The sequence below is a fragment of the Ruegeria sp. BHSB196 genome (assembly GCF_059613135.1).
Window position 1 is genome coordinate 1 of the sequence record NZ_JBXWRY010000014.1, and the last position, 25168, is coordinate 25168.

The 25168-nt window shown below is 63.5% G+C and carries 19 protein-coding genes; 7 read left to right on the forward strand and 12 right to left on the reverse strand.

Going from position 1 to position 25168, the window contains the following annotated elements:
* Together AC2FNJ_RS09370 and AC2FNJ_RS09375 are read left to right on the forward strand one after the other, a co-directional pair.
* Positions 1–834, forward strand: an 834-nt coding sequence (locus tag AC2FNJ_RS09370) for a DUF819 family protein (protein WP_496763961.1), incomplete at its 5' end; no start/stop codon positions are given.
* Between the two features lie 3 nt (positions 835–837).
* On the forward strand, positions 838–2259 hold the full coding sequence (locus AC2FNJ_RS09375; RefSeq protein WP_496763962.1) for a pyridoxal phosphate-dependent decarboxylase family protein: 1422 nt from the start codon (positions 838–840) through the stop codon (positions 2257–2259).
* 360 nt (positions 2260–2619) lie between these two features.
* Here AC2FNJ_RS09375 and AC2FNJ_RS09380 read toward each other — a convergent pair whose 3' ends face one another.
* The 12 genes from AC2FNJ_RS09380 to AC2FNJ_RS09435 all read right to left on the reverse strand — a co-directional run bounded on the left by AC2FNJ_RS09380 (position 2620) and on the right by AC2FNJ_RS09435 (position 18859).
* Positions 2620–3726: a peptidoglycan-binding protein LysM gene (locus AC2FNJ_RS09380; protein WP_496763963.1), complete on the reverse strand. Its 1107-nt coding sequence runs from the start codon at positions 3724–3726 to the stop codon at positions 2620–2622.
* A gap of 43 nt (positions 3727–3769) precedes the next feature.
* On the reverse strand, positions 3770–5035 hold the full coding sequence (locus AC2FNJ_RS09385) for a peptidoglycan-binding protein LysM (protein WP_496763964.1): 1266 nt from the start codon (positions 5033–5035) through the stop codon (positions 3770–3772).
* A gap of 33 nt (positions 5036–5068) precedes the next feature.
* A complete protein-coding gene (locus AC2FNJ_RS09390) occupies positions 5069–5854 on the reverse strand; it encodes a PP2C family protein-serine/threonine phosphatase (RefSeq protein ID WP_496763965.1) in 786 nt (261 codons plus the stop codon).
* Positions 5855–5857: 3 nt separating this feature from the next.
* Positions 5858–6874 (reverse strand): FHA domain-containing protein, encoded by a 1017-nt coding sequence (locus tag AC2FNJ_RS09395; protein WP_496763966.1) that lies wholly within the window; start codon positions 6872–6874, stop codon positions 5858–5860.
* A gap of 186 nt (positions 6875–7060) precedes the next feature.
* A complete protein-coding gene (locus tag AC2FNJ_RS09400) occupies positions 7061–9565 on the reverse strand; it encodes a serine/threonine-protein kinase (protein WP_496763967.1) in 2505 nt (834 codons plus the stop codon).
* Positions 9566–9901: 336 nt separating this feature from the next.
* Positions 9902–11197 (reverse strand): dynamin family protein, encoded by a 1296-nt coding sequence (locus AC2FNJ_RS09405; RefSeq protein ID WP_496763968.1) that lies wholly within the window; start codon positions 11195–11197, stop codon positions 9902–9904.
* A complete protein-coding gene (locus tag AC2FNJ_RS09410; RefSeq protein WP_496763969.1) occupies positions 11194–13239 on the reverse strand; it encodes a dynamin family protein in 2046 nt (681 codons plus the stop codon). The genes AC2FNJ_RS09405 and AC2FNJ_RS09410 overlap by 4 nt, the downstream gene beginning before the upstream one ends.
* A gap of 75 nt (positions 13240–13314) precedes the next feature.
* Entirely contained in the window at positions 13315–14178 is an 864-nt protein-coding gene (locus AC2FNJ_RS09415) for a hypothetical protein (protein WP_496763970.1), read from the reverse strand.
* A 22-nt stretch (positions 14179–14200) separates the two neighbouring features.
* Positions 14201–14602 (reverse strand): hypothetical protein, encoded by a 402-nt coding sequence (locus AC2FNJ_RS09420; RefSeq protein ID WP_496763971.1) that lies wholly within the window; start codon positions 14600–14602, stop codon positions 14201–14203.
* 78 nt (positions 14603–14680) lie between these two features.
* Positions 14681–16408 (reverse strand): dynamin family protein, encoded by a 1728-nt coding sequence (locus AC2FNJ_RS09425; RefSeq protein ID WP_496763972.1) that lies wholly within the window; start codon positions 16406–16408, stop codon positions 14681–14683.
* Positions 16409–16412: 4 nt separating this feature from the next.
* Positions 16413–18428 carry a dynamin family protein gene (locus AC2FNJ_RS09430; RefSeq protein WP_496763973.1) on the reverse strand — a complete coding sequence of 672 codons (2016 nt, stop codon included), beginning with the start codon at positions 18426–18428 and terminating at the stop codon, positions 16413–16415.
* 2 nt (positions 18429–18430) lie between these two features.
* Entirely contained in the window at positions 18431–18859 is a 429-nt protein-coding gene (locus tag AC2FNJ_RS09435) for a hypothetical protein (protein WP_496763974.1), read from the reverse strand.
* Positions 18860–19501: 642 nt separating this feature from the next.
* Between AC2FNJ_RS09435 and AC2FNJ_RS09440 the strand changes: the two genes are divergently transcribed.
* Genes AC2FNJ_RS09440 through AC2FNJ_RS09460 form a run of 5 tightly spaced genes read left to right on the forward strand, consistent with a single transcriptional unit; the run spans position 19502 to position 25106 of the window.
* A complete protein-coding gene (locus AC2FNJ_RS09440) occupies positions 19502–21799 on the forward strand; it encodes a phage tail sheath family protein (protein WP_496763975.1) in 2298 nt (765 codons plus the stop codon).
* 18 nt (positions 21800–21817) lie between these two features.
* Entirely contained in the window at positions 21818–22330 is a 513-nt protein-coding gene (locus AC2FNJ_RS09445) for a phage tail protein (RefSeq protein ID WP_496763976.1), read from the forward strand.
* Between the two features lie 39 nt (positions 22331–22369).
* Complete coding sequence (locus AC2FNJ_RS09450; RefSeq protein WP_496763977.1) at positions 22370–23029, forward strand: hypothetical protein; 660 nt, start codon at positions 22370–22372, stop codon at positions 23027–23029.
* The gene (locus AC2FNJ_RS09455; protein WP_496763978.1) at positions 23026–23763 is read left to right on the forward strand and encodes a hypothetical protein; all 738 of its coding nucleotides are present in this window, start codon (positions 23026–23028) and stop codon (positions 23761–23763) included. Before AC2FNJ_RS09450 ends, AC2FNJ_RS09455 begins: the two co-directional genes overlap by 4 nt.
* A complete protein-coding gene (locus tag AC2FNJ_RS09460; protein ID WP_496763979.1) occupies positions 23760–25106 on the forward strand; it encodes a Pvc16 family protein in 1347 nt (448 codons plus the stop codon). Before AC2FNJ_RS09455 ends, AC2FNJ_RS09460 begins: the two co-directional genes overlap by 4 nt.
* Positions 25107–25168: the final 62 nt, after the last annotated feature.

A 25168-nucleotide genomic window follows, 5' to 3' on the forward strand; every position in this document is an offset into this window, starting at 1 on the left:
ACCGCGCTATTCTTTGTCTTTGCCCGACAGGGAATCGAAGAGGCCGATCAGCTGTCGGGCATGGCGGTTGGAATGTATACGGGCGGGCTGGCCAATATGGGTGCGATAAAGCTGGCATTGGACATTCCCGACAACCGCTATCTGCTGTTTGCCACCGTCGACACCGTGGTTGGGGCGCTGTACCTGCTGTTCGTCCTGACCACGGCGCCACCGCTGTTCGCGCGGTTCCTGCCCGCGTTTTCCGAGCCGACGGGAGCAACGGCCCAAAACGGCGCGGGACGGCCCCCGGAACGCCTGACCACGAGGCAATGGCTGTCGCAGGGTGGTGGTGCGCTTGTCGCGGCAGGTGTTTGCGTCGGCCTTGCGGCGTGGATATCGCCGCTGCAGACCCTGGCGAACCCGCAGATCATGATCATCCTGCTACTGACCAGCCTGGGGATCGCGGCATCCTTTGTCCCGCGATTGCGCAACAATCGGGCTGCACCGCAAATCGGGTTGTACCTGATCTACGTGTTTTCGCTGGCCGTCGCCGCGTCGATGGATCTGGGCGCGCTGCGGGGCATGGACGCCGCCATCCTGCTGTTCTGCGTCCTGGCGACGTTCGGCAGCTTTGCCCTGCACGCGCTTCTGGCACGGCTGGCCGGGCTGGACCGCGATACCTTTCTGATCACGTCCGTCGCCGCGATCATGTCGCCCGCCTTTGTCCCGATGGTGGCGCGGCGCCTGAACAACCCGGCGATCCTGATGTCGGGCATGGCGACAGGTATTCTCGGCTTCGCCATCGGCAACTACCTTGGGATCTCGCTGGCTCTGCTGCTTGCCTCGAAAGGATAGGACATGGATCATCAGAAGCTGCCGGAACAAGGCCGGCCCGACGATCAGGTTCTGGACGAACTCCGCAGGTTTTCCGAGAACGATCCCGACTATCGCGCGGGCCGGACCTGGAGCCTCGTCTATCATCTCGACCAGGCGCATGACGACTTCATCGGGCGGGCCTATGCCGCCTATTCTTCGGCCAACGGATTGAACCCGGCCGCGTTCAGCAGCCTCAAACGCATGGAGACCGAGGTCATCTCGATGATGGCCGGACTGCTGCATGGCGGGTCCGAGACCTGCGGGGTCATGACTGCGGGGGGCACCGAAAGCTGCCTGATGGCGGTCAAGGCGTATCGCGACATGGCGCGCAAGATGCGCAAGGTGACGCGCCCGAACATGATCATCCCGGCCACGGCGCATGTCGCCTGGTTCAAGGCAGCGGAGTATTTCGGCGTCAAAGCCCGGCTTCTGCCGATGGACAAGGATCTGGCGACCGACATCTCGAAGCTCGACCGCATGATCAACGCCGCGACGGTGATGATCCTGGGGTCGGCCCCGGAATACCCGCACGGCACCATCGACCCGATCGCAAGGATGGGCGCGATCGCGAAGTCCAAAGGTATTCCGCTGCATGTCGATGCCTGCGTCGGCGGTCTGATCCTGCCTTTCATGGAGCGCAACGGGGCCGATCTTCCGGATTGGGATTTCCGGGTGCCGGGCGTCACCTCCATTTCGGCCGACCTGCACAAATACGGTTATGCCGCCAAGGGCGCCTCGACCATTCTCTACCGCAACCTCGACCTGCTCAAGCACCAGATGTTCGTCTATCAGGATTGGCCGGGCGGCGTGTTTGCCTCGCCGGCCTTGCTGGGCACCCGTCCGGGCGGCGCCTATGCCGCGGCCTGGGCGGTGATGCAGAAGCTGGGCGAAGCCGGGTATCGGCGGCTGGCTTCGGAAACCATGTTGGCGGTCGAGACCCTCAAGGCCGGGATCGCCGCCATTCCGGGCCTGCGCATTCTGGGCAATCCGCAGGGGCCGCTGCTGGCCTATGGCTCGTCCGATCCCGGGCTCAGCATCTATGCGGTGGCGGATCAGCTTGAGATGGCAGGCTGGAACATAAACCGGGTGCAGAACCCGGATGGCATTCATTGCATGGTCACGGCAAAACACCTGGAGGTGGCCGGGGAGTACCTGAAGGATCTGGAAAACGCGGTCGCGACCGTCCGCGCCAATCCTGATCTTGCCCGGATCGGTGGTGCGGCGACCTATGGGATGATGGCGCATGTGCCGCTGCGCGGGATGGTGAAATCCAAGGTGCTCGACATCTTCGCCGAAATGTACCGCGCGGGGGGCGGACAGCTCCGGTTGGACGAGGAAAAGGCGCCGGGCTTTCTCGAACGGGCCATGGGCCGATATGTTCGCTGGCGCGCGGGCCGGGGATGAACCAACCTGTTCCCTGGTCCCCGCCCGTTCCACCAGATGCGCCGTTGTCTTTGCCGACTCGCTTGCGGATGGCCTCGCACCTTGCCGGCAAGAAGCACCGGGTCGCGCGGACCGGGAATCGAAAGAGGCCGACATCCCAAAATGTCGGCCTCTCCAGAGTGAGTGGTTCGGCATCAAGTTGCCGGACCGGGGAATTCATGAATCAAGACTAGACAAAATACCGCCCTCGGAAAATTAGGGGATTCCCGTAGATTTTCGATTTTTTCCCGCTTTCAGGGGGTTAGATGCCCCGTTTGCACCCCGGCACGACAAGAAAAGGCCGGTCAAACGACCGGCCTTCTGCGTGGATTACGACGTGGCTCAGTTGGACGCCGCCATCATCTTTTCGTTGTGCTCGCGCAGCGTATCCGACACGACCGCGTACCATTCGCCGGATTCACGCATCTCGTTCAGACCGGCATTCAGCATCGCCATGTACTGACGGCCATAGGGGTTGGTCCGGTGCGTGACGAAACGCAGGCTGGCGACCGTGTTCACGAACGGGTTTTCGACGATGTCCTTCTGCGTCAGGCCCATTTCGCTCATCGCATCCGCCGCGAGCTGAACTTCGAACGAGGCCACATCCGCCACGCCGGTCAGCACGGCATCCATGCATTCGGTCGCGCTGATCGGGCGGACAAGCGTCACGTTAGGCTCGTAAACGCCCTGTTCCTCGAGATCGTGGGTGAACCATCCCTCCATCCGGCAGATCGTCGCGCCCTTGAAGTCCGCGAACGAGCGGGCCTGGGCAAACTCGCTTTCCGGCAGGGTGTAGAAGCCGATCACCGTGTCATAGACGCTGACCGTCGAGTCGAACTGGGTGCAGCGCTTTTCGGTTTCGGCCGACCATTCGTAGGTTCTGTTCGAGCAGTCCGGGATGTACCAGGCCAGCGACACGTCGAAGGCGCCGAGCGGCAGCAGCGTATCCAGGTGCGCGGCCCAGTCGTTCACGAAGCTCACCGAGTAGTCGCGGTTGTTGCCGGCGCGGTTCAGCGCGGTGGTCGCGAGGCGCACGAGGAAGCCGCCCCCGCTCAGCTCTTCATCGGCAAAGGGGGCATAGTTGCCGCCGGTCACGATCTTGATCGGCGGTTCATACACGTTCGACACGCGGTTGTTCGCGTTCCGCGCCTCTTCCGCCGCGATCAGCTCCTGCGCGCTCAGGCCGTTGGGCAGGCTGCCGTCCTCACACGGCAGCGCCAGAACCAGGCCCGGCTCGAGGTCCGAAGGGTTGGAGATGATGTTCCGGTTGGCGTTGAAGATCGGCTGATAGTCGGACGTTCCGTAGGCGGCGATCGAGATCGTCGCCAGCGTGTCGCCGTCGGTCACGGTATAGTTGGTACAAGCCTCCTGCGCGCTGACCGCCCCGGCCGAAAGCGCTGTAACGGCGGCGGCCGTCAGCGCGATCTTTCTGAGATTGAGTTCGAACATTGCTACTTCCTCCAAGTTGTTCCGTTTGCCGGCCCGTCCGGGTTCAGCCGTTTTCCATCTGATAGCGCAGCGCGGTCGAAACGATATCTCGCCATTCGCCGGATTGCTGCATGATCATCAGCCCCTCGTTCAATGTTTCCAGTATTGCCTCGCCATCCGGATTGTCCACATGGGTCATCACGTTCAGCGACTTGATCGCGGCGAGGTTCGGATTCTCGATGATCTGGTGTTCGTAGCCCAGCCGCGCGATCGCCTCGACCGCCAGGTGCGCCTCGATTGCCACGATATCCGCACGTCCGTCCATGACGGCATGGAAGCACTCATCCGGCGACACGGGCCGGAACAGGTTGATCGCGGGTTCGTAAAGACCGACGGCGTCCATGTGTGACAGGGACCACCCCTCGGGCCGGCAGATCGTGGTGCCCGCAAAGTCGGAATAGGTCCGGGTCGTTTCATATCCCGACCCGTCCCTGGCAAAGAAGGTATCCACCACCTCGTAGAACGGGTTCGAGAAATTGTAGGTCTCGCACCGCTCGCGGTCCTTCTCGGACAGCGCCTCGGCCGCCTCGCAGTTGGGCCGCGACCAGGGGAAGGTGGCGTCAAAGGCCAGCGTCGGCATCAACAGGTCGAGATGCGAGCTCCAGTCGTTGACGAACTGGATCTTGTAGGCCTGCTCGGGCGCGGCGCGCAGGAACGCGGTCTCAACAAGTTTTGTGTAGAACCCGCGGTTCGGCAGGCTTTCGTCGGTGAAGGGCGAATACCCTCCGCCGGTGATCAGCAGCAGCTGGCGGTCGCGGATCGCGGGACGTTCGTCGTCGGACGCGTTGCGGATCAGGGCGGCGCCCTCGGCGCGGGCCGCTTCGATTTCCTCCTTGGCCGCAGCCCGGGCGGCGATCACCGCCTCTTCGCTTGCCTTCTTGGCCTCGGCCTCGGCCGCGGCCACGCGGGCTTCGGCTTCGGCGATCGCCTTGGCCGCGCGTTCCTCGGCCGCCCGCACCAGCTCGGCGGCCATTTCAGCGGCCATGCGCTCGGCCTCGGTCTCGGGCTCCGCGTTCTGCAGCGCCGCCGTGACCGGCGTGCAGGGCAGGTCGAGGGTGATCCCCACATAGATGATGTTGGGGTTTCTGCCGATCACTTCGCGATTGGCGTCGTAGATGATCCGATAGTCGAATGTGCCATAGGCCTGCTGCGCGATTTCGCGCAGGCTGTCCCCGCGCTGAACGACATATTGCGAGCAGGCCTCCTGCGCGGCAGCGGACCCGGCAGCGGCCGCGAGCGCAAAACTGGATGCGATCAGATGGTTTTTCATGGTCCCTGTATTCTTTTCCGTGCTCTATAGGTTTCAGATGTTTACCGGCTTCACCACTGCAATCGAAACGTTGTCCTGATCCGGGTCGCCCAAGGCGCGCAAAGCCTGCAGCAGCGCGTCGGCGATGTCCTGCGAGGGGCTGTGGCGCTGTTCGTTCAGGACGGTGCGGATGGTTTCATCCTCAAGAAACTGCAGGCCGTCACTGGCGGCGATCAGAATGTCGTCCTGTATCAGTTCCAGCGGGCGTTCCGGGCAGTCCACCTTGGGGATGGGTGCGCCCATGATGACGGATGTCAGCTGGTTGCGGTCGGGATGCACCCGCGCCTCTTCGGCCGAAATCAGGCCGTCTTGGACCTTGGCATCGATCAGTGGCGCCAGCGAGTGGTCCTCGTTGATCTGCAACAGTCGGCCGCCGCGGAACAGAAACAGCGGACTGTCTCCGATCGAAATCCAGAACAGGTGCTTGCCGAGCATCAGAGCGCCCAGCAGGGTCGACCCCATGGCAAAGCCCGCGCTTTGCCCGTTCACGTGCCCTGACATGGCGGCATTGGCCTGCATGGCGGCCATCGGCAAGGCATCGGCCAGCGCCGCCTGGGAACCCGACCCGTTTTCAAGCTGCTCGTCCAGAACCTGACGCCAAGCCTGGATGACAAGCTCCGAGGCGACATCGCCGGCGTGATGCCCGCCCATTCCGTCGGCAACGACCACATAGCCAGCGTTGGCGGCATCGAAGAAGCGCGCCGCAATCGCATCTTCCTGCGTGTCGCGGCGCCCTTTGTCCGCCACCAGAGCGATGTCGTATGTCGGAGACACCAGCATTCCTTATTCGTCCCGCCAATCGAAGTCGTCACCGCAGAAGGCGATGAACCGCATGCTGGTTTCGCTGATCCGGATCACGTCGCCGCTGGACAGCGGCACCGTGCTGAGAACCGGACCGCCATTCAGACGGACCAGATTGGCCTTGCCACCGTGACCCAGATAGCATTTGCGATCTTCGGGGTCGTAAGCGATCACCGCGTGATTGCTGCGCGAGATGCCGTGGTCTCCGAAATCGAGCTGAATGGCCTGGTCGTCATTCCGTCCGATCTGCAAGAGACCCTCGGTCAGTGCGATGCTGGTGCCGCGCCCCGGACCTGCGGTCACGACCAACCAGCCGACGGGGTACTGGGCTTGCGGCGCCGCGGGTTGAGCCGCGGGTGCGCCTTCCATGAGATCCTGCACATGGGTGTCCGGACGTTCAAAGCCGAGGAACGTCGTCTTCACGCGTTCCCGACGGTTCTCGACCGGCGCTTGCGCAGGCGCCTGCGGTTGCGGTGTCTCGACCGCCTCCGGCGCGGGTGCTTCGGCTTCGACGGGGGCCGGCGCCGGGTTTTCTTGCGTTTCGAGCGCAGATGCCGCGGCTTCGGGCGCGGCGGGAGGCGCGGCCTGGGCCTCACCCGGTTCGACCGTCACCGTCGTTTCCTCGGCCGGCGACACGTGCAGCGTCACAACCTGGTCCGAGCCTTCGGCCGGGTCCGCGCTGGGCGCGCTGTCTTCGGCTTCGGCCTCGTCAAGGATCGGCTCCCGCAGAACGTATTCCGACTTTTCCTCTGAATCCGGCACCTCGGTTTCGGCAAAGTCCGGCATCTTTTCTTCCGGAATGAGCTCGTCCGTGTCTTCGAAAGACTCCTCCTTCAGGCTGCTGCCGGCCAACGCCTTGCGCAACGCGTTCAGATCCGCGATCGGCTCGGGCGCTTCGGACTCGGGCGCGCTTTCGGCGCTGTCCTTGGGTTTGCCGGCACCTTCGAGCAGCCGACTGAGGGGGCTTTTGTATTTGAACATGGCGACGACCTTCCGCATCACTGACATCAGAACCGAAGTTCCGTTTTGAGTTCTCGTTTCCGCCTGATCCACGGTTCAGACAGCGTCGAATTTCAGGACAACATCACACTGGTTACGGACTGCGGCGGGCCGGCACCCACCCGGGCGAAAATTGAGAATTCCCGCAGAAACACACTCTGGCAGTCTAGGATTTCACCGGTTCGTTCACTCCTCTGCGAGCTTCATCACAGCGTTGATTTCGGCTTGGTTGCGCAACACGGTCAGCTGCGCTTCGGGGCGGCCTTCGGCCACGAGGGCCGCAAGTGCCTGATCCAGGCTTTCCGGCCCGTCGATCACGGTTCCGGTGATCGTTTCCCGGATGACCACATCCCCTTCGCGCAGATCCGGGGCAGCGGTCTCGCTGGTGGCGCTGACGACGGTCTGCCAGCCTTCGCCGCCATCGTTGCGCGCGATCAGGGCAACGCCGTTCGCCAACCCGAACACGCGCAGCGCCGGCAAGGCCAGCAGGCCGTTGTTGGCGCGGGTCTTGCCCATCTGGCGATAGCGCGCGACCACTCGGATGTATCCGTCCGGATCGACCTCCAGGTTGTCGAGGATCTGGGAGGCGAACGAGAGTCCTTCGCGAACCGGCTCGCCGTTGAGCGTGAAAATGACCGTGCCGCGGGCGACCCAATCCCCGATCACCGTCATGTCCCGGTTCGGGTCGATGCCCGTCACCGCGATTACATTGGCATTCGAGGAGCGTCGCACACTGGTCTCGAACGGGATTTCGACATCCCAATGCGTGAAGATGACCTGCGGATCGACGAGATCGACAGGCTCTGCCGCATCGGGCGCGGTGGCGCTTTCGGCCGCGACCTGAGCCAGCTGATCCGGCTGCGCCTGTTCTTCCGGGGCGGTCTCGGCAGGGTTCAACGCGGGTTCGGAGGCGATCCCGGCGGTCTCGGCCGGCAGCGGCGCTTCGGCGATTTCGGGTTCAACGGACTGATCTTCGATGTCCGCCAGCGCCAGCTCGATTTCGGATGAGTCCGTCGCCTCGGAAAGTCCCGCGGACTCCGGCCCGGTCTGATCGGCCGACATCTCCGTGGACGCGGATTCTGCCGGCGCGGGGACCGGTGTCTGAGCCGTATCCGCCGGTTCGCTCTGCGTGGCCGTGATTTCCGTTTCACCGGGTTCGGCCAGCGCGGCGGTTTCTGCCATTTCCCGGGACTCCGCCTCGCGCGACTCCTCGGCAACCGGAGCGGACGCAGCCGCATCGCCACCATCCGTCTTGTCCTGCTCGATCGGTATTTGCGCCGTGGCGTCGGTTTCAGTCCGTTCCGCCACAGCGGAATCGGGCGCGGGGGTAGCCGCGTCAGCACCAGCCGCGGCAGACGCTTCCGGTTGGACGACTGCGACGGCCCGGTCGCCGGAGGCTGCGGCTGTTTCCTGCGGCGCTCGATCCGACAGGAAGAAATAGCCGCCGGCGACCAATGCCGCGGTCGCCAGGGCGACGGTCACGACCACCTTGCCGCTGCCGGTTTCCTTGCGAACCACCGTATCGACGGCGACCGGCGCATCTTCCGGCTTGTCGAGATCCACCTTCCTCTTCGGGCCTTCGGGCGCGCCGCCGATGGCGATGTCCGGGTTGCCGGCCAGTAGCGCCGTGACCACGGCCTCGGCATTCTCGGTCTCGGCGCGGATGCGTTCCTTTTCCGCTTCGCTCAGCGGTTCCTGTTCCTTGCGGTCAACGGCGACGATCACCGAAACCGGGCGATAGCTGAAGTTGTCGAACTTGACATCCGGGCCACGGAACATCTGCAGCCATTCCAGCGCCGATTGGACCCGATCGGTCGCATGGATCTCCATCGCCTTGTCGATCGCGTCGAGAAAGCCCTCGGGATAGCCTTCGAACCGGCCGGCCAGCGGCACGTAAGGGTCGGGCTGACTGTTGTTGAAGGCGTTCAGCCGGGTCTGACCATCGATCGGACGCTCGCCGCTGATCGCGTGGTACAGCGTGGCGGCCAGCACGTAGAGATCGCTGCTTGGCCCCTGTTCAGAGCCGCGCACATAGAATTCGTGCGGTGAATAGCCGTCCTTGACGACCCGCAGCGCCAGAAGTGCCGCGGATTGGTTGGCCGCCCGTTCGCGCGCCGCGCCGAAATCGATGAGGATGGGTTCGCCGTTCGGGTCGATGAGGATGTTGTCGGGCGAAATGTCGCGATGCAGCATCCCGCTCTCGTGGATGAAGGACAGCGCCGACAGCATCTTTTCCGCGACCTGCACCACGAAGTCCGGATCGGCCTTGTTCTTGGGGTTCTGCATGTATTCCAGCAGATCGCCCCCCCTGATCAGGTCCATCGCGATATAGGCGGTCTGGTTGTCTTCGAAGACCTGGTGCACGTTGACGATGTTGGGGTGAACCAGCCGGGCGTGGTTGCGGGCTTCCTGAATGAACAGGTCGATGATCGCGTGCAGGTCTTCGCGGTAGGACGGATCGGCCGCCTCGACCTTGTCGCCGTTGCGCCGGCACAGGGCACCGGGAAAACACTCCTTGATCACCACGTCGCGCTCGAGGCTGTCGCGCGCGAGATAGGTGATCCCGAATCCGCCGTTGTTCAGAAAGCTGAGAATCTCGTATTGACCACGCAGCAGGCGCGCGCCCGGTCGCAGTGCCTCGATATTTGTCCCGTCGTCGTGTTCGTGTCCGACAGCGTGGTTCTGGCTCATATCTTCCTGCCCGTGATTCACGTATCTGCGGCGCGGCACCAAGACCGAAGGCCCACGAACTCACAACCAAACACGACCGCAGGGCTACAATTGGTTAAACTTTTCAATTACGACCAAATTTGGGCCCCCCGGTGTCCTACCTATGAAGGGCAGTCACTCCAAACCCGGCCGTAGCGGATGGTACACATAATACGGCCAGATTCTGAAGTCGCCAGACACAATTCAGGGCCTAAAGCGCGAAAACTCTGCACTTTGCAACGGACTTGTCCCCACACCAACCCAGGCTTCCGCAATGGGCGAATCGGTTCGCAAGATTTCAATCACAGGGTCGAGTGGTCAGGTGCCGGTCCGCGGTGCGGCGTCAGGCAGCGAACTGCCGGCCCAGGCCAGGCTGTCGCCGAGCTGCGCGAGGATGTTGACAGCATCCCGCAGGGGTGCGTTTCCGCTCTCGAACTGCAGCAGCAACAGAAGGTCCGTCGCCTTTGCGAATTCCGCCGGCACCCAGTCCGCCGACGGGTCGAGATCGGCGCCGCTGTCCAGCCGTTCGGCAAAGTCCTCCACGACTTCCTGGCAACTGCGCAGGAAGGACGCCGGGTCCAAGTCCGAACTCTCGCGCAGGTCGTCGTAGATCGACGTGATCGCGGCCAGCCAGTCCTCGAGGATCGGGTTGGATACCGGCGGCATTGCGGCCGAAAGGCTGTTTTGCAATGCCTCGGCGGGACTGGCACGCGGAGCAGACGGCGCGGACCTGGCGCCTTCGATCGTGTCGAGCGCGGGCAGAAACGCGCTTTCAAGGTCGTGCCGTGCGGCATCGATGTCCTTTTGCCGACGGGCAGAGGCGACGCCCAGGACCGCTTCGGCCAATGCCTGCCCGCCACAGGATTCCCAAAGTTCGAAATCCGGATCCGGTTCCTTTGACATGGCCTTGACCGCGACCGGTGTGCCGATCGGCACCACCGCCCGGAACATCGTGCCCGTTTCTTTCTTCAGCCGCGCCAGCAACCGGTCCAAACCTTCCTTGACCGGCGGCAAGTCCGTATGCGTGACGGCAAGAAGGCTGTTGTCACGCAACTCCTGCGGAACGTGGGACCACAGGTGACGCTCGGTTTCACGCCAGGCATTGGTGCCGTTGCTGCACCAGATCGCGCAATCGACGAATTTCAACAATTCGAGAGTCTTCGTATAGCTGTCGTCCAGCGCCCCCGAACCCGGAAGGTCGAACAGCGAGATTTCCCGCATTGCGTTCGAGTTCAGACCGACCGAAATGAAGTCCGGCTCTTCGGCCGCGGCCTTTTCCAGCGCGATGCCGGCAAAGGTCTTTTGCGGCTTGTCCCACCAGCCGACCGTCGTTTCCGGTTCGTCGGCATAGCTCACGATCACCAGCGGCAATTGCAGGTGGTTTGGCCCGGTGGGCAGAATGTCCGCCCCGGCCAGCATGTTGGCCAGGCTGGATTTCCCGGCGCCGAATTCTCCGGCAAACCCGATCGCGACCGCAGTTGACAGGCGCTCGGCATGGGCCTGGGCGCGTTCGCGCAGGTCGGCCAGTTCTTTGGTTTCCGCCGCATCGCGGGTCGCCGTCAGGAACCATTCCAGTTGCCGGATGACCTGCTCGGACTCGGGAAATTCGATCACTCTGCGGCCTCCGCTTTTCTTCCGTCTGTCCCGGCCGGTCCAAAGACCGATCCCAGTTCTTCGGCAATCCTGCGCGCCTGATCATAGGCCGATTGCGCCTCGGCACGCGCGCTGGTTGCACCCTCACCCGTATTTGTAGACTCCAGATGGCCCGCCAGCAAGGCAAGGTGGTGCCTGAGTACGGTTTGCAGACGCTCCAACAGATCGACGCGGGCGGTATCCACCAGGTCGTCACCGATCAGTTCGAACTCCTCGGTGATCATCTTCTCGGCCCGCGCGACGACGCTGCTTTTGGAGATCAGGCGGGACAGCCAACTGATCCGCAACTCGACCGTGATGCCGCGTGTCAGGGCCATCGTGTTGGGGCGGAACCACCGCACCGCGCTGGTGTTCATCCGGCTTTCGGAGTTGTCCTGCCAGCCTGACAGGTTTCGGAGCGCCGCGTTGCTTTGCATATCGATCGTGTAAAGCTCGCTCAGCATCCGCTGGCGGACGACCTGCGTCGCGTCCTGCAGCAGTTCGCGCATTCTTTCGCGCAACGCCGAAAAGTCCAGTTCGGTCGCACCACCCCTGGCCAGAAGGGGCGAGTTGCCATTCGGGCCACGCACCACCTCGGCTACCATCTCGGCCACAGTGTCATCCATGACACCGCGCAGGTTCGCGAAAACGTCGTCCATGTCGCGCGTCATCTCGGCGGTCTTCTGGGCGATCATTTCGCGCAACTTGGCCAGGATCCCGTCGTTCTCATCCGCGTCGGCGGACTCTTCCTCGGTCTCGGCGCTCAGCGCGCGGACCCTGGCCTCGGTGCGTTCCAGCTCGCCCTGTGCAAACCCGTTCAGATGCTGCCAGGCCATTTGCAGCTGCTCGCCACATGGCCCGGCGGCCAACGCCTTGGTGACGTGGCTGCGCAGGTCCGGCAAGCCCGAGGCGATCATCGCCGCCAGTCGCAAAACCGCCTCGCGGCTGACCGGGCCGGGGCCTTGTTTCATCTCCTTGACGCCATCGAGGTACTTCTGCATCTGCGCCGGATGCGCCCGCAACCACGCCAGAACCTTGTCATGGTCGATCCCTGCTTCATCACCGGTCAGCGCATAGTGCGCCCATTGGGCGCTGCCGATCAGAACGTCGATATTGGCGTTGCCCAGCGCCCTTTCCAATCCTTCTTCGACATCCACATACACCTTGGCGGCGTCCGCGACGCCCCCGTTCAGCTCGTCCACGCGGTTTATGAAAACGACAATCTGCCCAAGCTCCAGTGCCTGCATCAGGCGGAACAGTTTCAGATCCGCCCGCGACAAAGCCTGATGGGCTGACAACACCACGACAAAGAAGTCGGCCTCCTTGAGATATTGCCGCGAGATTTCTTCGCGGATCAGAAGCGGGTCGTTGACGCCCGGCGTGTCGGTGACGGTCAGCGGGAAGGGAAAATGGCCCAGATCAAAATAGACTTCGGCCTTTCGGGTGATGTCGCTGTACAATCCCCGATCCGAGACCGGCTCGCCCGTTGCGATGTCCGTCGGATCGTCGCCGGCACAGACATAGCGGGCCAGGTCGGTGGCATCCAGGTCTTCCAGATCGTGGCTTTGGCCGAGAAGCTTTTCATAGCTGTCGCCCAGCCGCAGGCGGGCGCGGGTCTTCATCGCCTCCACCTGCTCCTCGATCATCTCGCGCTTGTAGCCGTCCTCCTCGTCCGGGAACAGGTTGCGGAGTTCTTCGCCCTCGGCGATCAGCGCCTGCCACTGCTGGTTGTCGAAGAAATGGAACTCGGCGCCGTTCGTGCGTCCCGACGGATGTCCGAAATGCATGTCGGTGATGACGGTGGTCCAGGGATTCACGTCCGAGGGCAGAAACTCGGCATGCCCCGTGAACCCGTTGATCAGGCGTGACTTGCCGGCCTTTATCTGACCGACAAAGGCGACCCCGGGCTTCAGCCCCGTCAAATCGCGGATGATCCGGGAAATGAACAAACGGGTTTCGCCATTCGCCGTTTCGTACATTTCTTCTGCGATCCGGATCAACTCCCGGCGACTGGTCTCACTCATGTCACTACCTTACGAACAATTCGGGGTACCGTTCACACTGGAAAACAACAAAAAACAATCGGTTGCGGGCGTCGGTCAGGGTTCTTCCGACGCCTGCGACAAGGACTTCCAAAGACTGACAACCGACCCAAGCTTGCGCGCCTCATGCACCGCGAGCGCGGTGGCGCTGTCGTCACGCAGCACCGCGAGGGCCTTGCCCTTTCCGCCGGCGGGGCGGAACACGACAAGCTGCGGCTTGGACATGGCCGCGGCGCTGTCCGCATCCCAAGCCGCCAAGTCGCGCACGAACCGCTTCAGCGTCACTTCCTCCGGGCACAGGGCGCCGCCCCGGGCGCAATCGCCGGCGGAAAACGAAGGCGCGTTTCCGTCCCTGTCGATGAGAACCTGGCCCATGGCGAACCCTTCCGCGCCTTCAAAGAACCTTTGGGCCAGACCCGCGGATGGGGCCGTTTCGGCCATCGGCGCAACGACTTGCTGTGCGGGTTCGGGCATCGCCTGCGTGTCCTCGGCCGGCAAACGGGCCGCACAGGCCGCTTCGATCTCGCTGAAGGTGATGCCGACATCGTCGGCTTGGGGCGTTTCGTCCGGGGTTACGGACTCCAACTGCAGCGGGCCGGGCGCGGAGCAAAACTCCGAGATCAGGGCGGCAAGCTTGCCGGCGATCGTTTCGCGCGCTTCGGAGTCGAAGTCGGGAATGTCGCCGTGGCTTGCGTCAAGTACGTCGGTCACGCGCGAACTGCTGACCTCCAGCACCAGATGGCTGCCGTTCCCGGCCGCGAATTCCAGCCGTCGCGGCAGAACGGTGCCGCGGATGGCGCGCAGGACGGCGGTGCGGCGGTCAAGCGCCGTGTCACCGGACAGCAGCGTGACCGGCGACAGCCGCGGCTGGGCCGTCCGGCCGATCCTGCCGAGCATGTCAATGATTTCTGCGTCTATCACTGCCCTTCCCCTCAATTCCGCGTCAGACGGCCGCGGACACCGCTCCGAGACTCATATGTGATTTTGTAAGCGCCAGACCGACATTGGCGCTGTCCCGGCATATGTAGCATATCACGTGATCGGGATACTGTTTGGTGCGCATGAAGACGTGCAGGCGATCGTCGGAAAACACCGCGATTTCGCCAAACCCGGCCGTTTCGTCATCTTCGGCACCCGCCGCCCTCAACATCTCTTCCAGGGCCCGAACGCCCTTTCCCTGGAACAGGCTGGCGACCGAAACCGCCAGCGTTTCGAGCACGGCGCGATTGTCGTCATCGTCCGCCTGAAGCCCCAGCAACATGCCCGTTTCCATGTCGAAATATCCGGCTGCGAAACAGTCGGGTATGGTCTCCATGGCGGATTTCAGCGCGATTTCCAGAGACATGTCGCTCCTGCCTTTGTGCCCCGTGGTCCCGGGCGATCATGCGCTGGCGCAATGTGACCGCCAGTCGCGGTGCCGGAGTCAAAGAACATGCCACTCCGATCCGGGTTTCTTGCCGGTGCCCGGAACGGTGTGCAGCGCATTCCGCACCTGCCTTGCATGATGCTCCGCCGCGACCTGATCGAATTCTTCCAGAAAGGTGCGGAACACGGCAAGAAGTTCTTGGTCATCCGACGGCAGTTCTTCCGAGGCGACGATTTCGCGCCACATGCGCAGCGCGCTGAGCGGCCCGTCAACGGATGCTTCCAGGGCATCCTCGTCCCCGTCCGCATCGTCGTCCGTCTCAAGCCCTTCCTCGTCAGCCTCGGCATCGGATGCCGGAAGCGCAAAGATGTTGGCGCTCTGACGGTCGGCCAGCAGATCCTCGTCGCCCAGCGGCGGTTCATAGTCCTCGTCGCCGGATCTTGAATTCGCGGCCATCAGCGCAGTGATCGAAGACACCACGTCCGGTTCCGGTTTCGCTGCATCCTCGGGTTCGACCCCGTCGGGCTGCGCCTGCCCGGTGTCGTCGCCTTGCGCCTTTTCGGCACCCGCGGTAAACGGCTCGTAGGCCGCAAACGGATCTTCCTCTTCGCCGATGACCGGAGTTTCGCGGCTTTCCTCGGCAAGGTCGTCTACCGTGGTCCCATCCGCGCTCTGGGCGTCCAACGTTTCCGGCACAAGCGGTGCGTCATCGGAAACCTCGTCTTCTTCCAGAAGGCGCAGCGGTGCCCGTGCGCTATCCTCGGCTTCCTCGCGCTCGTCGCTCTCCGGCGGCTCGCCCACCGGCAAACGGAAGACCGAACGCAGGTTGTCGTCGGCGGCCACCTCGTCTTCGCCGGTTGCGACCTGCGTCCGCAGCCGTTCGGCCTCGTCCGCCTCGATGCGGGATTGCGCGTCCTCTCGCTCTCGGTCGCTTTCTTCCGTCCGGCGTTCGACGCGGGCAGGACGAACCGGGGTCACGACCGAGACCACCTGCCCTGTTTCGGGCACGCTCCGACCGATCTTGTAGCGCGACAGGATGTCGGTCCGTGAACTCAGAATGCTCTCGGTGATCTCAAGGAAACTGTCGATCATCTTGCCGCCGCCGCTGCGTGCCCACAGCTCGGCATCGCCGGTGTAGTCGCGGGCGGTGATTGCGTCTTTCGCCGAGAACAGGATGGACCGGTTGAACAGGTGCCCGGCTTCGCGGTTCACCCGGCGCAGCACCTTCTGGCGATCCTTCGCGTCCAGCGCATCCGCCCGCGTGACCAGCAGCAGCGAGTTTTCCTGCAGCCGCTCGGGCAGCGACACCCAGGTTGCGCGCTCGGTTTCACGCCAGGCCTGCGTGGAATGGGTGCACCAGATGACGCCATGCGCCTGCCTGACCGCACGCTCCCAAACGTCCGAGGATATCTTGGGATCGGAAATGCCCGGCGTGTCGATCAGATCGACGGCTTCGAGAATGTCGGCTTCCAGAAAGATCCGGATGAACTGCGCGTCGTCCACGCCGATCCGGTCCAGCTGATCCAATTCGATCTGGGTCCGGGTGCCGTCATGGTTCACCAGATAGGCCGGCTTGTCTCCCCAGGAAAACCAGACCGGCGGCAGTTGCGTTGCCGTCACCTGCGTCGGCAGGGTCTTCTTGCGGAGCAAAAAGTTCATGAGCGTCGATTTTCCGGCGCTGAATTCTCCCATCAACGCAAACACGGGCTTGCGGCGGGACCATCGCTCGATACGTTTCCACTGCCGTTCAGTGACGAAGCGGATTTCCTGTTCTCTTTTTTTCATTTTCTTACGCTGCTTCGTTGCTCAGATCTTTCAGAATGTCGCCCAGGATCTCGTCCCGCGATTTTTCCGGACTCAGCCCAGCCGCAAGCGCCGCGCGGCGCTCGGGATCCTGATCCGAAGTTTGCGAGATGCTGAGCAGCGTTTCCTTCTGCTCATGCATGAATTCATCGAGGGTCGCGCGCACGTTCTCGAGAACTGCCGCGATCTGGTTTTCCTCGATGTCCTTGGTGATCGAGTTGGCCTCGGCCGCGATCAGGCGGGTGTAATCCGCGGCATACGCCTCGAACCCCTTGCGGCGTTGCCACCAGCGCCGCCACCACGTGCTCTGAAGGTCCAGCGCGATGGTGCGGCCGATGGCCAGCGGCGGCGGGACACGGGGAACGATCGGCGCTTCGATGTTGAATTCGCCCAGATGGTTGCCGAGAAGCTTGTGATAGACGGCCTCGATGTCATGGGCCGCCTGCGCATAGAGCTCTCCCACCTCCTTGCGCATGTTCCGGGCAAAGCTGAAATAGGCGGCCTTTTGCAGGGTGCGAAGACCGGCGGGGTCGTATTGCCAGGTGCCTCTTTCGCCATTCTGCTCCAGATGCGCGATCAGCGAGTCGGTGGCGCGTTTGACAAAGCTGTCTTCAGCCGCCGCCATGCGCTGCATCACTTTCTGGCGCAATGCGGATGTGAGGTTCGCCGCCTTTTTCTCATAATCCTCGACCACGGCCGAAATCGCATCTTCCGGGGACAGCCCGCCCAGGTCGCGGACGATGGCCTCTTCGGTTCCGGACACGTTCTTGGCGACCGACGTCGCACGGATCTGGCTGGCGATGTTGCGCGCCCGGTGGCGGACCCGGTCAATCAACCGCGCCCCAGCGCCTTCGGCGATCCTTTCGTTGATCGCCAGCAGCAGATCGGGCAGGCCCGACAAGGCCCAGATCTTGTCCAGCGACGCGCTGGCCGGATCGAAGCCGGCGGCCATGTACAGCGTGTTCAGGGCCCGGTGCGACTCTTCGGTCAAAAGGTCGGGGTTGCCCGTCAGCGCCGCCTCGGCCCAGATCGCGCTGCCGAAGACAACGCTGGTGTCCTCGCTGATGTTGTTCTGCTTGAGCGTCTGGTTTATGCGCTCGCGGATTTCGGGAACCTGGTTCACGGGATCGGCCAGTTCGTCGATCCGGTTGATGAACAGGATGATCTGGCGGTTCTCGAACTGAGCGATGATCCGCATCAGCGCCATGTCCATCGTGGTCAGCGCCTGGCTGGCGGCCAGAACCACGACACATACCTCCGAGCCGCGCAGGCTGCGCAACGTGATCTGTTCCCGCACCATGAAAGTGTCGTTGACACCTGGCGTGTCGCAGAATTTCAGCGCGATCGGGTATTGCGGGATGTCCATATAGAGCTCGGCGGACTTGGTGACATCCGCGAAACGTCCGGTGTTGGGGTTGATGTCCGGATCGTCCTCGTCGCCCAGGCAGACATAGCGTTGGATCAGTTCTTCGTCGAAATAGTCGTATTGATGGCTCTGGCCCAGGATGATGTCGAAATGCTTGCCCAGCCGCTCTTCGGATTTGGCCTTCATCTCGGTGATCTGCCGCCGGATGTCCTCCATCTCGTCATCGGCGCCGGCGCGGTTGGCCAGTTCGCCAAGACGGCCGCCGCCCACCATCAGATTGTCCCATTCTTCCTTGTCGAAGAAGGTGAACTTGGACTTAGTGTCGCCCGGCGGGCGCGTGTTGATGTTGAGCGTCGTGACGACGGAGGTCCATGGGTTCACGTCCGAGGGCAGCAGGCCCGGACGGCCGGTGAGGATGTTGATGACGGTCGATTTGCCCGCCTTGACCTGACCCACGAAGGTGACGCTGGCGACGAAATTCTCCATGCGGTTCTTGAGCGTCGCCAGTCGGGCGGAGGAGCGCGCGTCGGCCACCTCGGTCAACTGATCTATCTGGGTGCCAAGCGACGACATCGCCGATGTCATCGGCGTCAGCGCCTCGTTTCCGACAGACAGCAGGTGGTCATTGCGCGCCATGTTTACCCTCCAGTTCCCATCGCGACACCCCCCGCCGAAGGCCGGCTGCCAAACCGGCCGGGCGGCGGGCTGGCTGCGGCTTCGATCCGTGCAATCAGGTCCAGAACATCTTTGACCATGTCGGCTTCGGTCTTCGGGCTGAGTGTTGCGAGTGCTTCAGAATCAGCCACGACTTCGATCGAACGAAAGCGTGACCCATTTTCAAGACTAGCAACACGCTGCCCTGTCGGGAACCCTTGCAATTTGGTCTCGGGCAACGGCATCTTCCCGTTCGCCAGCAGGTAACGCTCTCCGGCATGGGTTTGCAGCGAAACGCCGAATCCAGTGTCGGGGTACTGCTTGTTCAGCTCTTTCAGTTCGCGGATGAAGTCGTCCCGCGCGAGGATGGCTGTCTGATCCCCAGAGGTACCATGGTTCATCGGATCGTTCACAGTGCAGTCCTTTCTCCAGAGGCAAATCGGACATCGGCACGCGGCGTCGAACCGGCGGCAGCAGACTCGTTAACGCGTTCTGAGAAGCATCCCGTTCAACACGGTGTTTCTTTGACCTGATTGCGAATTTTTGGCGTCGCGAATTGGGCGGAAATGTGGTGGAGGTCGAAAACCACGATTTCAACCAGGAGGCGTGCCGGGAAAATGCCGAAAAATCGGAGAGATGGGTATGGCTCCTGGCGTCCAGCCCCGTCCACGGCGATCAGGGGGCCGGGCCGAAAACGGAGCTTTGATGCGGGCGATTCCGTTGTTCGGTCCCAAGGCAAATCCGCAACGGAGCCGTTTTGGCCTTGGCTTCGGAATACATTGGCAACTCAACCTGTGATTACGTTCATGAAAACGCGGATGCGCTGGAATCCGCCTAATTTGCTGCCTCTCTTGACTCGAATCGGGGCGGGGGAAACAGTTTAGACAAGCGTACTCAATTGTATTTCTGGTTGTTTCGGCGCGCAGCGCGCCGAACACGACGCCGAGTGACAAACTGATACTGAAATCTTGGCCGATCGCCCGGTCGGAACGCGCTGGTCTGCGCGACCAGGGGGGTTGTGCTGTCTGCGTATTCCAACCGAGGAGCATTTCGCCATGGCCGTTTCCGTTTCCTATCCCGGCGTCTACATTCAGGAGGTTCCCAGCGGTGCCCGCGCCATTGCCGGAGTCCCGACCGCCATCGGCGCCTTTGTCGGATACACCGCCCGAGGCCCGGTCGACGAGGCGCGCCAGATCTTTGGCTTTGGCGACTTCGAACGCATCTTCGGCGGTCTGCATATCGACAGCGACCTGTCCTATGCCGTTCAGCACTTCTTTCTGAATGGCGGCGGCACGTGCTGGATCGTCCGGGTTGCGGAAAACGCGCGGGCCGCCAGTGTCAGCCTGGAAACCACCGGCGGCGCCGTGACTCTGACCGCCGAAGCATCCAGCGAAGGGGTATGGGGCAACGCGCTGCTGCTGATTGTGGATTACGACACCGCCGACCCTGTCAACACGTTCAACCTGACGGTGTCGGAAATCGGCGAGCGCAACGGCCGCATGGTCGCGTTGCGCACCGAAACTCACCGCAACCTGTCAATGAACGATCGCGCCGCGACCTATGCGGTGGACACGGTGAATGCCGCATCGGATCTGGTCGAGCTGACCGATGCCGACCTGGCGGGCACGCTGGCCGGCAGTTCCACCAGTTCGGTGACGCTGGCAGACGGCGACGTGGCCGCCCTGACCGAGGACACACGGCGGCTGAATGTTTCGGTGGATGGCAGCCCATCGACCGAGATCCGCCTGTTCGACGGCGCCAACGATCTTGCCACGGTCGAGGATTTGCGCCAGCGGATCGAAGACCGGGTGAACGCCATTGACGGCGTGGCCGGCTTTACCTGCACCAACAATGCCGGCGTTCTGACCGGCGAGTCCGGCGATCCCGGCCGCCGCTCGGCGGTCGTATTCCGCAACGCGGCCTCGCAGAATGCCGCGGCGGTCCTTGGCCTCGGCGTGGTCAATGGCGGGCGCGAGGTTGCCGGTGCCCGCGAAACCCGCCCGGCCGCTTCGGGCACGACCGGCGATCGGATTCCCGACTTTTCGGCCGTCGCGATTGCCCTGAACAACCCGGTGACGGTCAACCTCGTCGCCCTGGACGCCGCCGGGACGGTTACGGGTGGCGTGATCGAGACGCTGACGCACCAGCTCAACCCGGTGCCCGCGTCGATGGGCGAGGCACGGGCGCAGATTCAGGCAGCCCTGGCGGCCAGTCCTGAACCGGCGTTCTCCGGTGCCGTTGTGGATGTGGTGGACGACACCCTTGTGGTCCGGCCGGGCAGCGCTGTGCCGGGATTGGCCTTTACATTTGAAGGTGCAGGCGCTGCGGCGCTGGGCCTGACCGGCGGAGCCGCGGCCCCCGACGACACGTTCTTTTCGAACATCGGTGCCTACCAACCCGGCGTTGGCCAAAGCTCGGCCGCGCAGGTTGCGGGGGTGGGCGGCAGCGACGGCATCCCTCCCTCGTCCGGGGCCTTCTTCACCGGGAGCCGGGCAGCCAAGACCGGAATGTACGCGCTGGAAGAAGCCGACATCTTCAACATCTTCGCCGTTCCCGGCAATGCCGAGGTCGGAGTTCTGGCCGAGGCGATCGCCTATTGCGAGGAACGCCGGGCGATGATCATCGTCGATATCGACCCCAACGTGGACACGCTGGACGAGGCGCGAGACTGGGTGAATGCCGGGGCCAGCTCGCCGCTGAAAAGCACGAACTCCGCCGCCTATTTCCCCCGGGTCCGCCTGGCCGATCCGCTTCAGAACGGGCGGTTGCGCTCGTTCCCGAATTCGGGGCTGATGGCGGGACTCTGGGCGCGCACCGACAATGCGCGCGGCGTCTGGAAAGCGCCCGCCGGAATCGACGCGCGGCTCAGCGGCGTGCAGGCGCTGGACTATGTGCTGTCCGATCCCGAGAACGGCGTGCTCAACCCTCTCGGCCTCAACTGCCTGCGGACCTTCCCGGTCTTCGGCACGGTCAGCTGGGGCGCGCGCACGCTGGTCGGCGCGGATGCCCGGACCAGCGAGTGGAAATACATCCCCGTCCGCCGCACCGCCCTGTTCATCGAGGAGAGCCTCTATCGTGGCACGCAATTCGCCGTGTTCGAGCCGAATGACGAACCGCTATGGGCACAGATCCGGCTGGCGGTGGGGTCGTTCATGAACAACCTGTTCCGTCAGGGTGCGTTCCAGGGTGCCAAACCTTCGGACGCCTATTTCGTGCGCTGCGATTCATCGACGACGACGCAGGCCGATATCGACCTGGGCATCGTCAACATCCACGTCGGATTCGCGCCGCTCAAGCCGGCGGAATTCGTCGTCATCTCGATCCAGCAGATCGCCGGGCAAAGCTCGACCTAACCAGAGGAGCGAACAGACATGGCTGAATTCAGCGTCAACACCCAAAGGTTCGATCCCTACAAGAACTTCAAGTTCCGGGTTCGCTGGGACGGTCGCTTTGTGGCCGGAATATCCAAGGTCGGCGCGCTCAAGCGCACGACCGAAGTTGTCGAGCACCGCGTGGGCGGCGACCCCTCGACCGGGCGCAAGTCGCCGGGGCGGTCAAAATACGAGGCGATCACGCTGGAGCGCGGCGTCACCCACGACCCGGAATTCGAAGCCTGGGCCAACAAGGTCTGGTCCTTTGGTGCGGGTCTCGGGGCCGAAAGCTCGCTGGCCGATTTCCGCAAGGACATCATCATCGAGATGTACAACGAAGCCGGGCAACTCGCGATCGCCTATCAGGTGTTCCGTTGCTGGGTGTCCGAGTTTCAGGCCCTGCCGGAACTGGATGCCAATGCCAATGCGATCGCGATCCAGACCATCAAGCTCGAGAACGAAGGCTGGGTGCGCGACACCGACGTTCAAGAACCCAGCGAACCGGCATTTTGACCCGAACAGCGGGTCTGAAGCCGCGTGAATGAGGTGCGCATGCAGGACCGTTTGACCGCAACCGGCCTATTGGCCGCTTGGGAGGCGGGCGCCAACCGGCAACCGCTGGACCGGGCGCTGGCGATCCTCTGGGCTGCCGGCTCTGGGGAAGATCCGGCGGATCTGCCGCTTGCGGACCGCGACCGACAGTTGCTGGAGATCCGCCGCCAGACATTCGGGCCGGATCTGCCTGCGTTGGCCACCTGCCCGGAATGCACCGCCGAGTTGGAAACCACCGTCGAAATCGGCGCGCTGATCGAAGCCTTGGCTGACGCTTCCGCAAATACCAGCCCAACGCGCCCGATCACAAGTCGGGACATTGCCGCCGTGGCGGCGCTCACCCCGGATGAAATCCCTGGCGCTCTTTGCGGGCGTTTGGCGCCGGATACGCCGCACTCCCCCGAACTCGAACGCCGGATCGAAGCCGCGGCGCAAGCGGCTGAACTGCAGACCGCCCTCACCTGTCCCGATTGCAGCGCGACATGGACCGAAACCCTGGACGTACCCGCGCATGTATGGGCCACGATCGAACTGTCCGCGGTCTCGCTGTTGTCCGATGTGGCCGAGTTGGCGGCGCATTACGGCTGGACCGAAGCCGAAACCCTGTCGCTCAGCCCAGCGCGGCGGCGGGCCTATCTGTCATTGGCGAGGTCGGCATGAGCGGCGTTCTGGCAAATCTCGTCCGACGCGCCACGGGCCAGGGGCCGCCGGGATTGCGCCCGCGCCTGCCATCGCGGTTCGAAATCCGCAACGATCCGGGATTCGTCGAAATACAGACCGAAACCCTTGCCAAACCGCCTGCCCCGCAGCCCACGGTGGATACCAAGGCGACGACCGAGATGACCCCGGATCGGCAACTTTTGGAAACGCAGGCCCCCAACCTTTCACCGGAAACAAGATCAGAGCCGCGATCACCCGAGCCGATACCGACGCAATCGCAGTCACCGACTGAAGACCGGAAACAAGCCGCGCCGCGCCCGGCAACTGCCAAGCAGCCGTATCCCTTTCTGCCTTTGTTAGAAACGGATACGGCCTCCCCGGATCAGCCGCCCGCCGCATCGGCCAAGACCCTGGACTCTCCGGAAGTAGCGTCCGAAAGACTGCCCGCCCTCCCGGATCGGAACAATCAACTCGCACAATTCCAACCGCCGGAACCACTTCTGCCCACACATGACCGTTTCGACATGCCGGAAATCGCGGCGGCACCGGCCGCGCGCCGTTCCCGGCCAGCCGCCGCAGCGCAGCAAGCGGAACCGGAACCGGAAATCACGATCCATATCGGGCGGCTGGACGTGGCTGCACCGCCCACCAAACCTGCGCCGCAGACCCCCCGCTCGTCGCCATCGCGGCCGCTTCCGAGCCTTTCTGATTATCTTCGCGGGGGGCGGTCATGAGCAATGTTCTGGCCATCGCCGCAGTGACGCAACTGTTGCGCGACCTGCTGAACGACACGCTGATCGACGGCGACGTGAGCCAGGTGCTTGGCTCGGACTTCACGGTGACCGCCTTGCCGCCCGACCGGGTCGTGACCGAAGAAGGCGATCAGCCGACGCAGATCAACGTGTTTCTCTATGGCGTGTCGCACAGCGCCGCGTTCCGGAACCGCGACCTGCCGACCCGCAATGCGGCCGGCGAACTGACCCAGCGCCCCACCCTTGCTCTGGAACTGCACTACATCATCACGGTCGTCTCGGGCGAACCGCTGCACGCCGAAATCCTGCTCGGATACGCGATGCAGCTGTTTCACGAGAACGGGCTGTTGAGCCGCGAAACGATCCGTGCGGCTCTGGAAGCGGCCGTGATCGACGATATCCTGCCGCCCGAAGAGTTCGATCCGATCCGCGCCTCGGAACTGGCCGATCAGGTGGAACTGCTCAAGATCACGCCGCGGGCGATCTCGCTCGATGACATGTCCAAGCTTTGGACCGCTTTTCAGGCCAGCTACCGGACCACGGTCGCCTATGACGTGTCGCTGGTGCTGATCCAGCGCGAGCATCCCATCCGCCCGACGCTGCCGGTCCTGTCGCGCGGCGGGCTTCCCGACCCGGTCACCGAGCGCGATCCCGGTGTGCTTGTCCGGCCTTCGTTGCTGCCGCCCGTGCCGACGCTGACGGCGGCGCTGCCGCAGGACGGGCATCCGGTCATGCGGCTGGGCGGCCAGGTCATCCTGTCCGGTTTTGCGCTGGACGGCGGCGCGCCGGGGACCGAGATCAGCGTGCGGTTCTCGGAGCCCGGAACCGGGGTCGTCCTGACTCTCGCGCCCGAGGTGCCGCCTGCCCCCAACCGGCTTGTGGTCAGCCTGCCCGGCACGGCTCCGCTGGCGCCGGCGAACCCCGCGACGGACACCGCGCTGGATCCGGCCCAATGGCGTGTCGGACCCTATTCCATCGACGTTCTTCTGCGTCTGCCGGATGGGCGCGAGCAGGCGTCGAACGCCTTGCCTCTGGCGCTGGCCCCGGCAAGCGCGCCTTCGGTCGCGCCCGCACCGCCCGAGGTGGCGATCACGATGAGTTGCGCGCCTCCGATCCGCCCCGGCCAAAGCCTGGCCATTCTCGCGGGCACGCAGATGCAGGTGCTGACCAGTCCTGCAACTCCGGCAAACGACGCAACCGCGAATTTTGCCGGATTAGTATCTGGATCCGAAGTGCCGGTCCGGTTGCGGGTGGATGGAATCGACAGCCCGGTCATCGACCTGACGACAACGCTGCCAAGCCTTGAAACGGTAACGATCCCATGACCGCCGGAATGAAACAGAACGCCGATATGACACTGACCCTTGTCCGCGAGGGGCTGGACAAT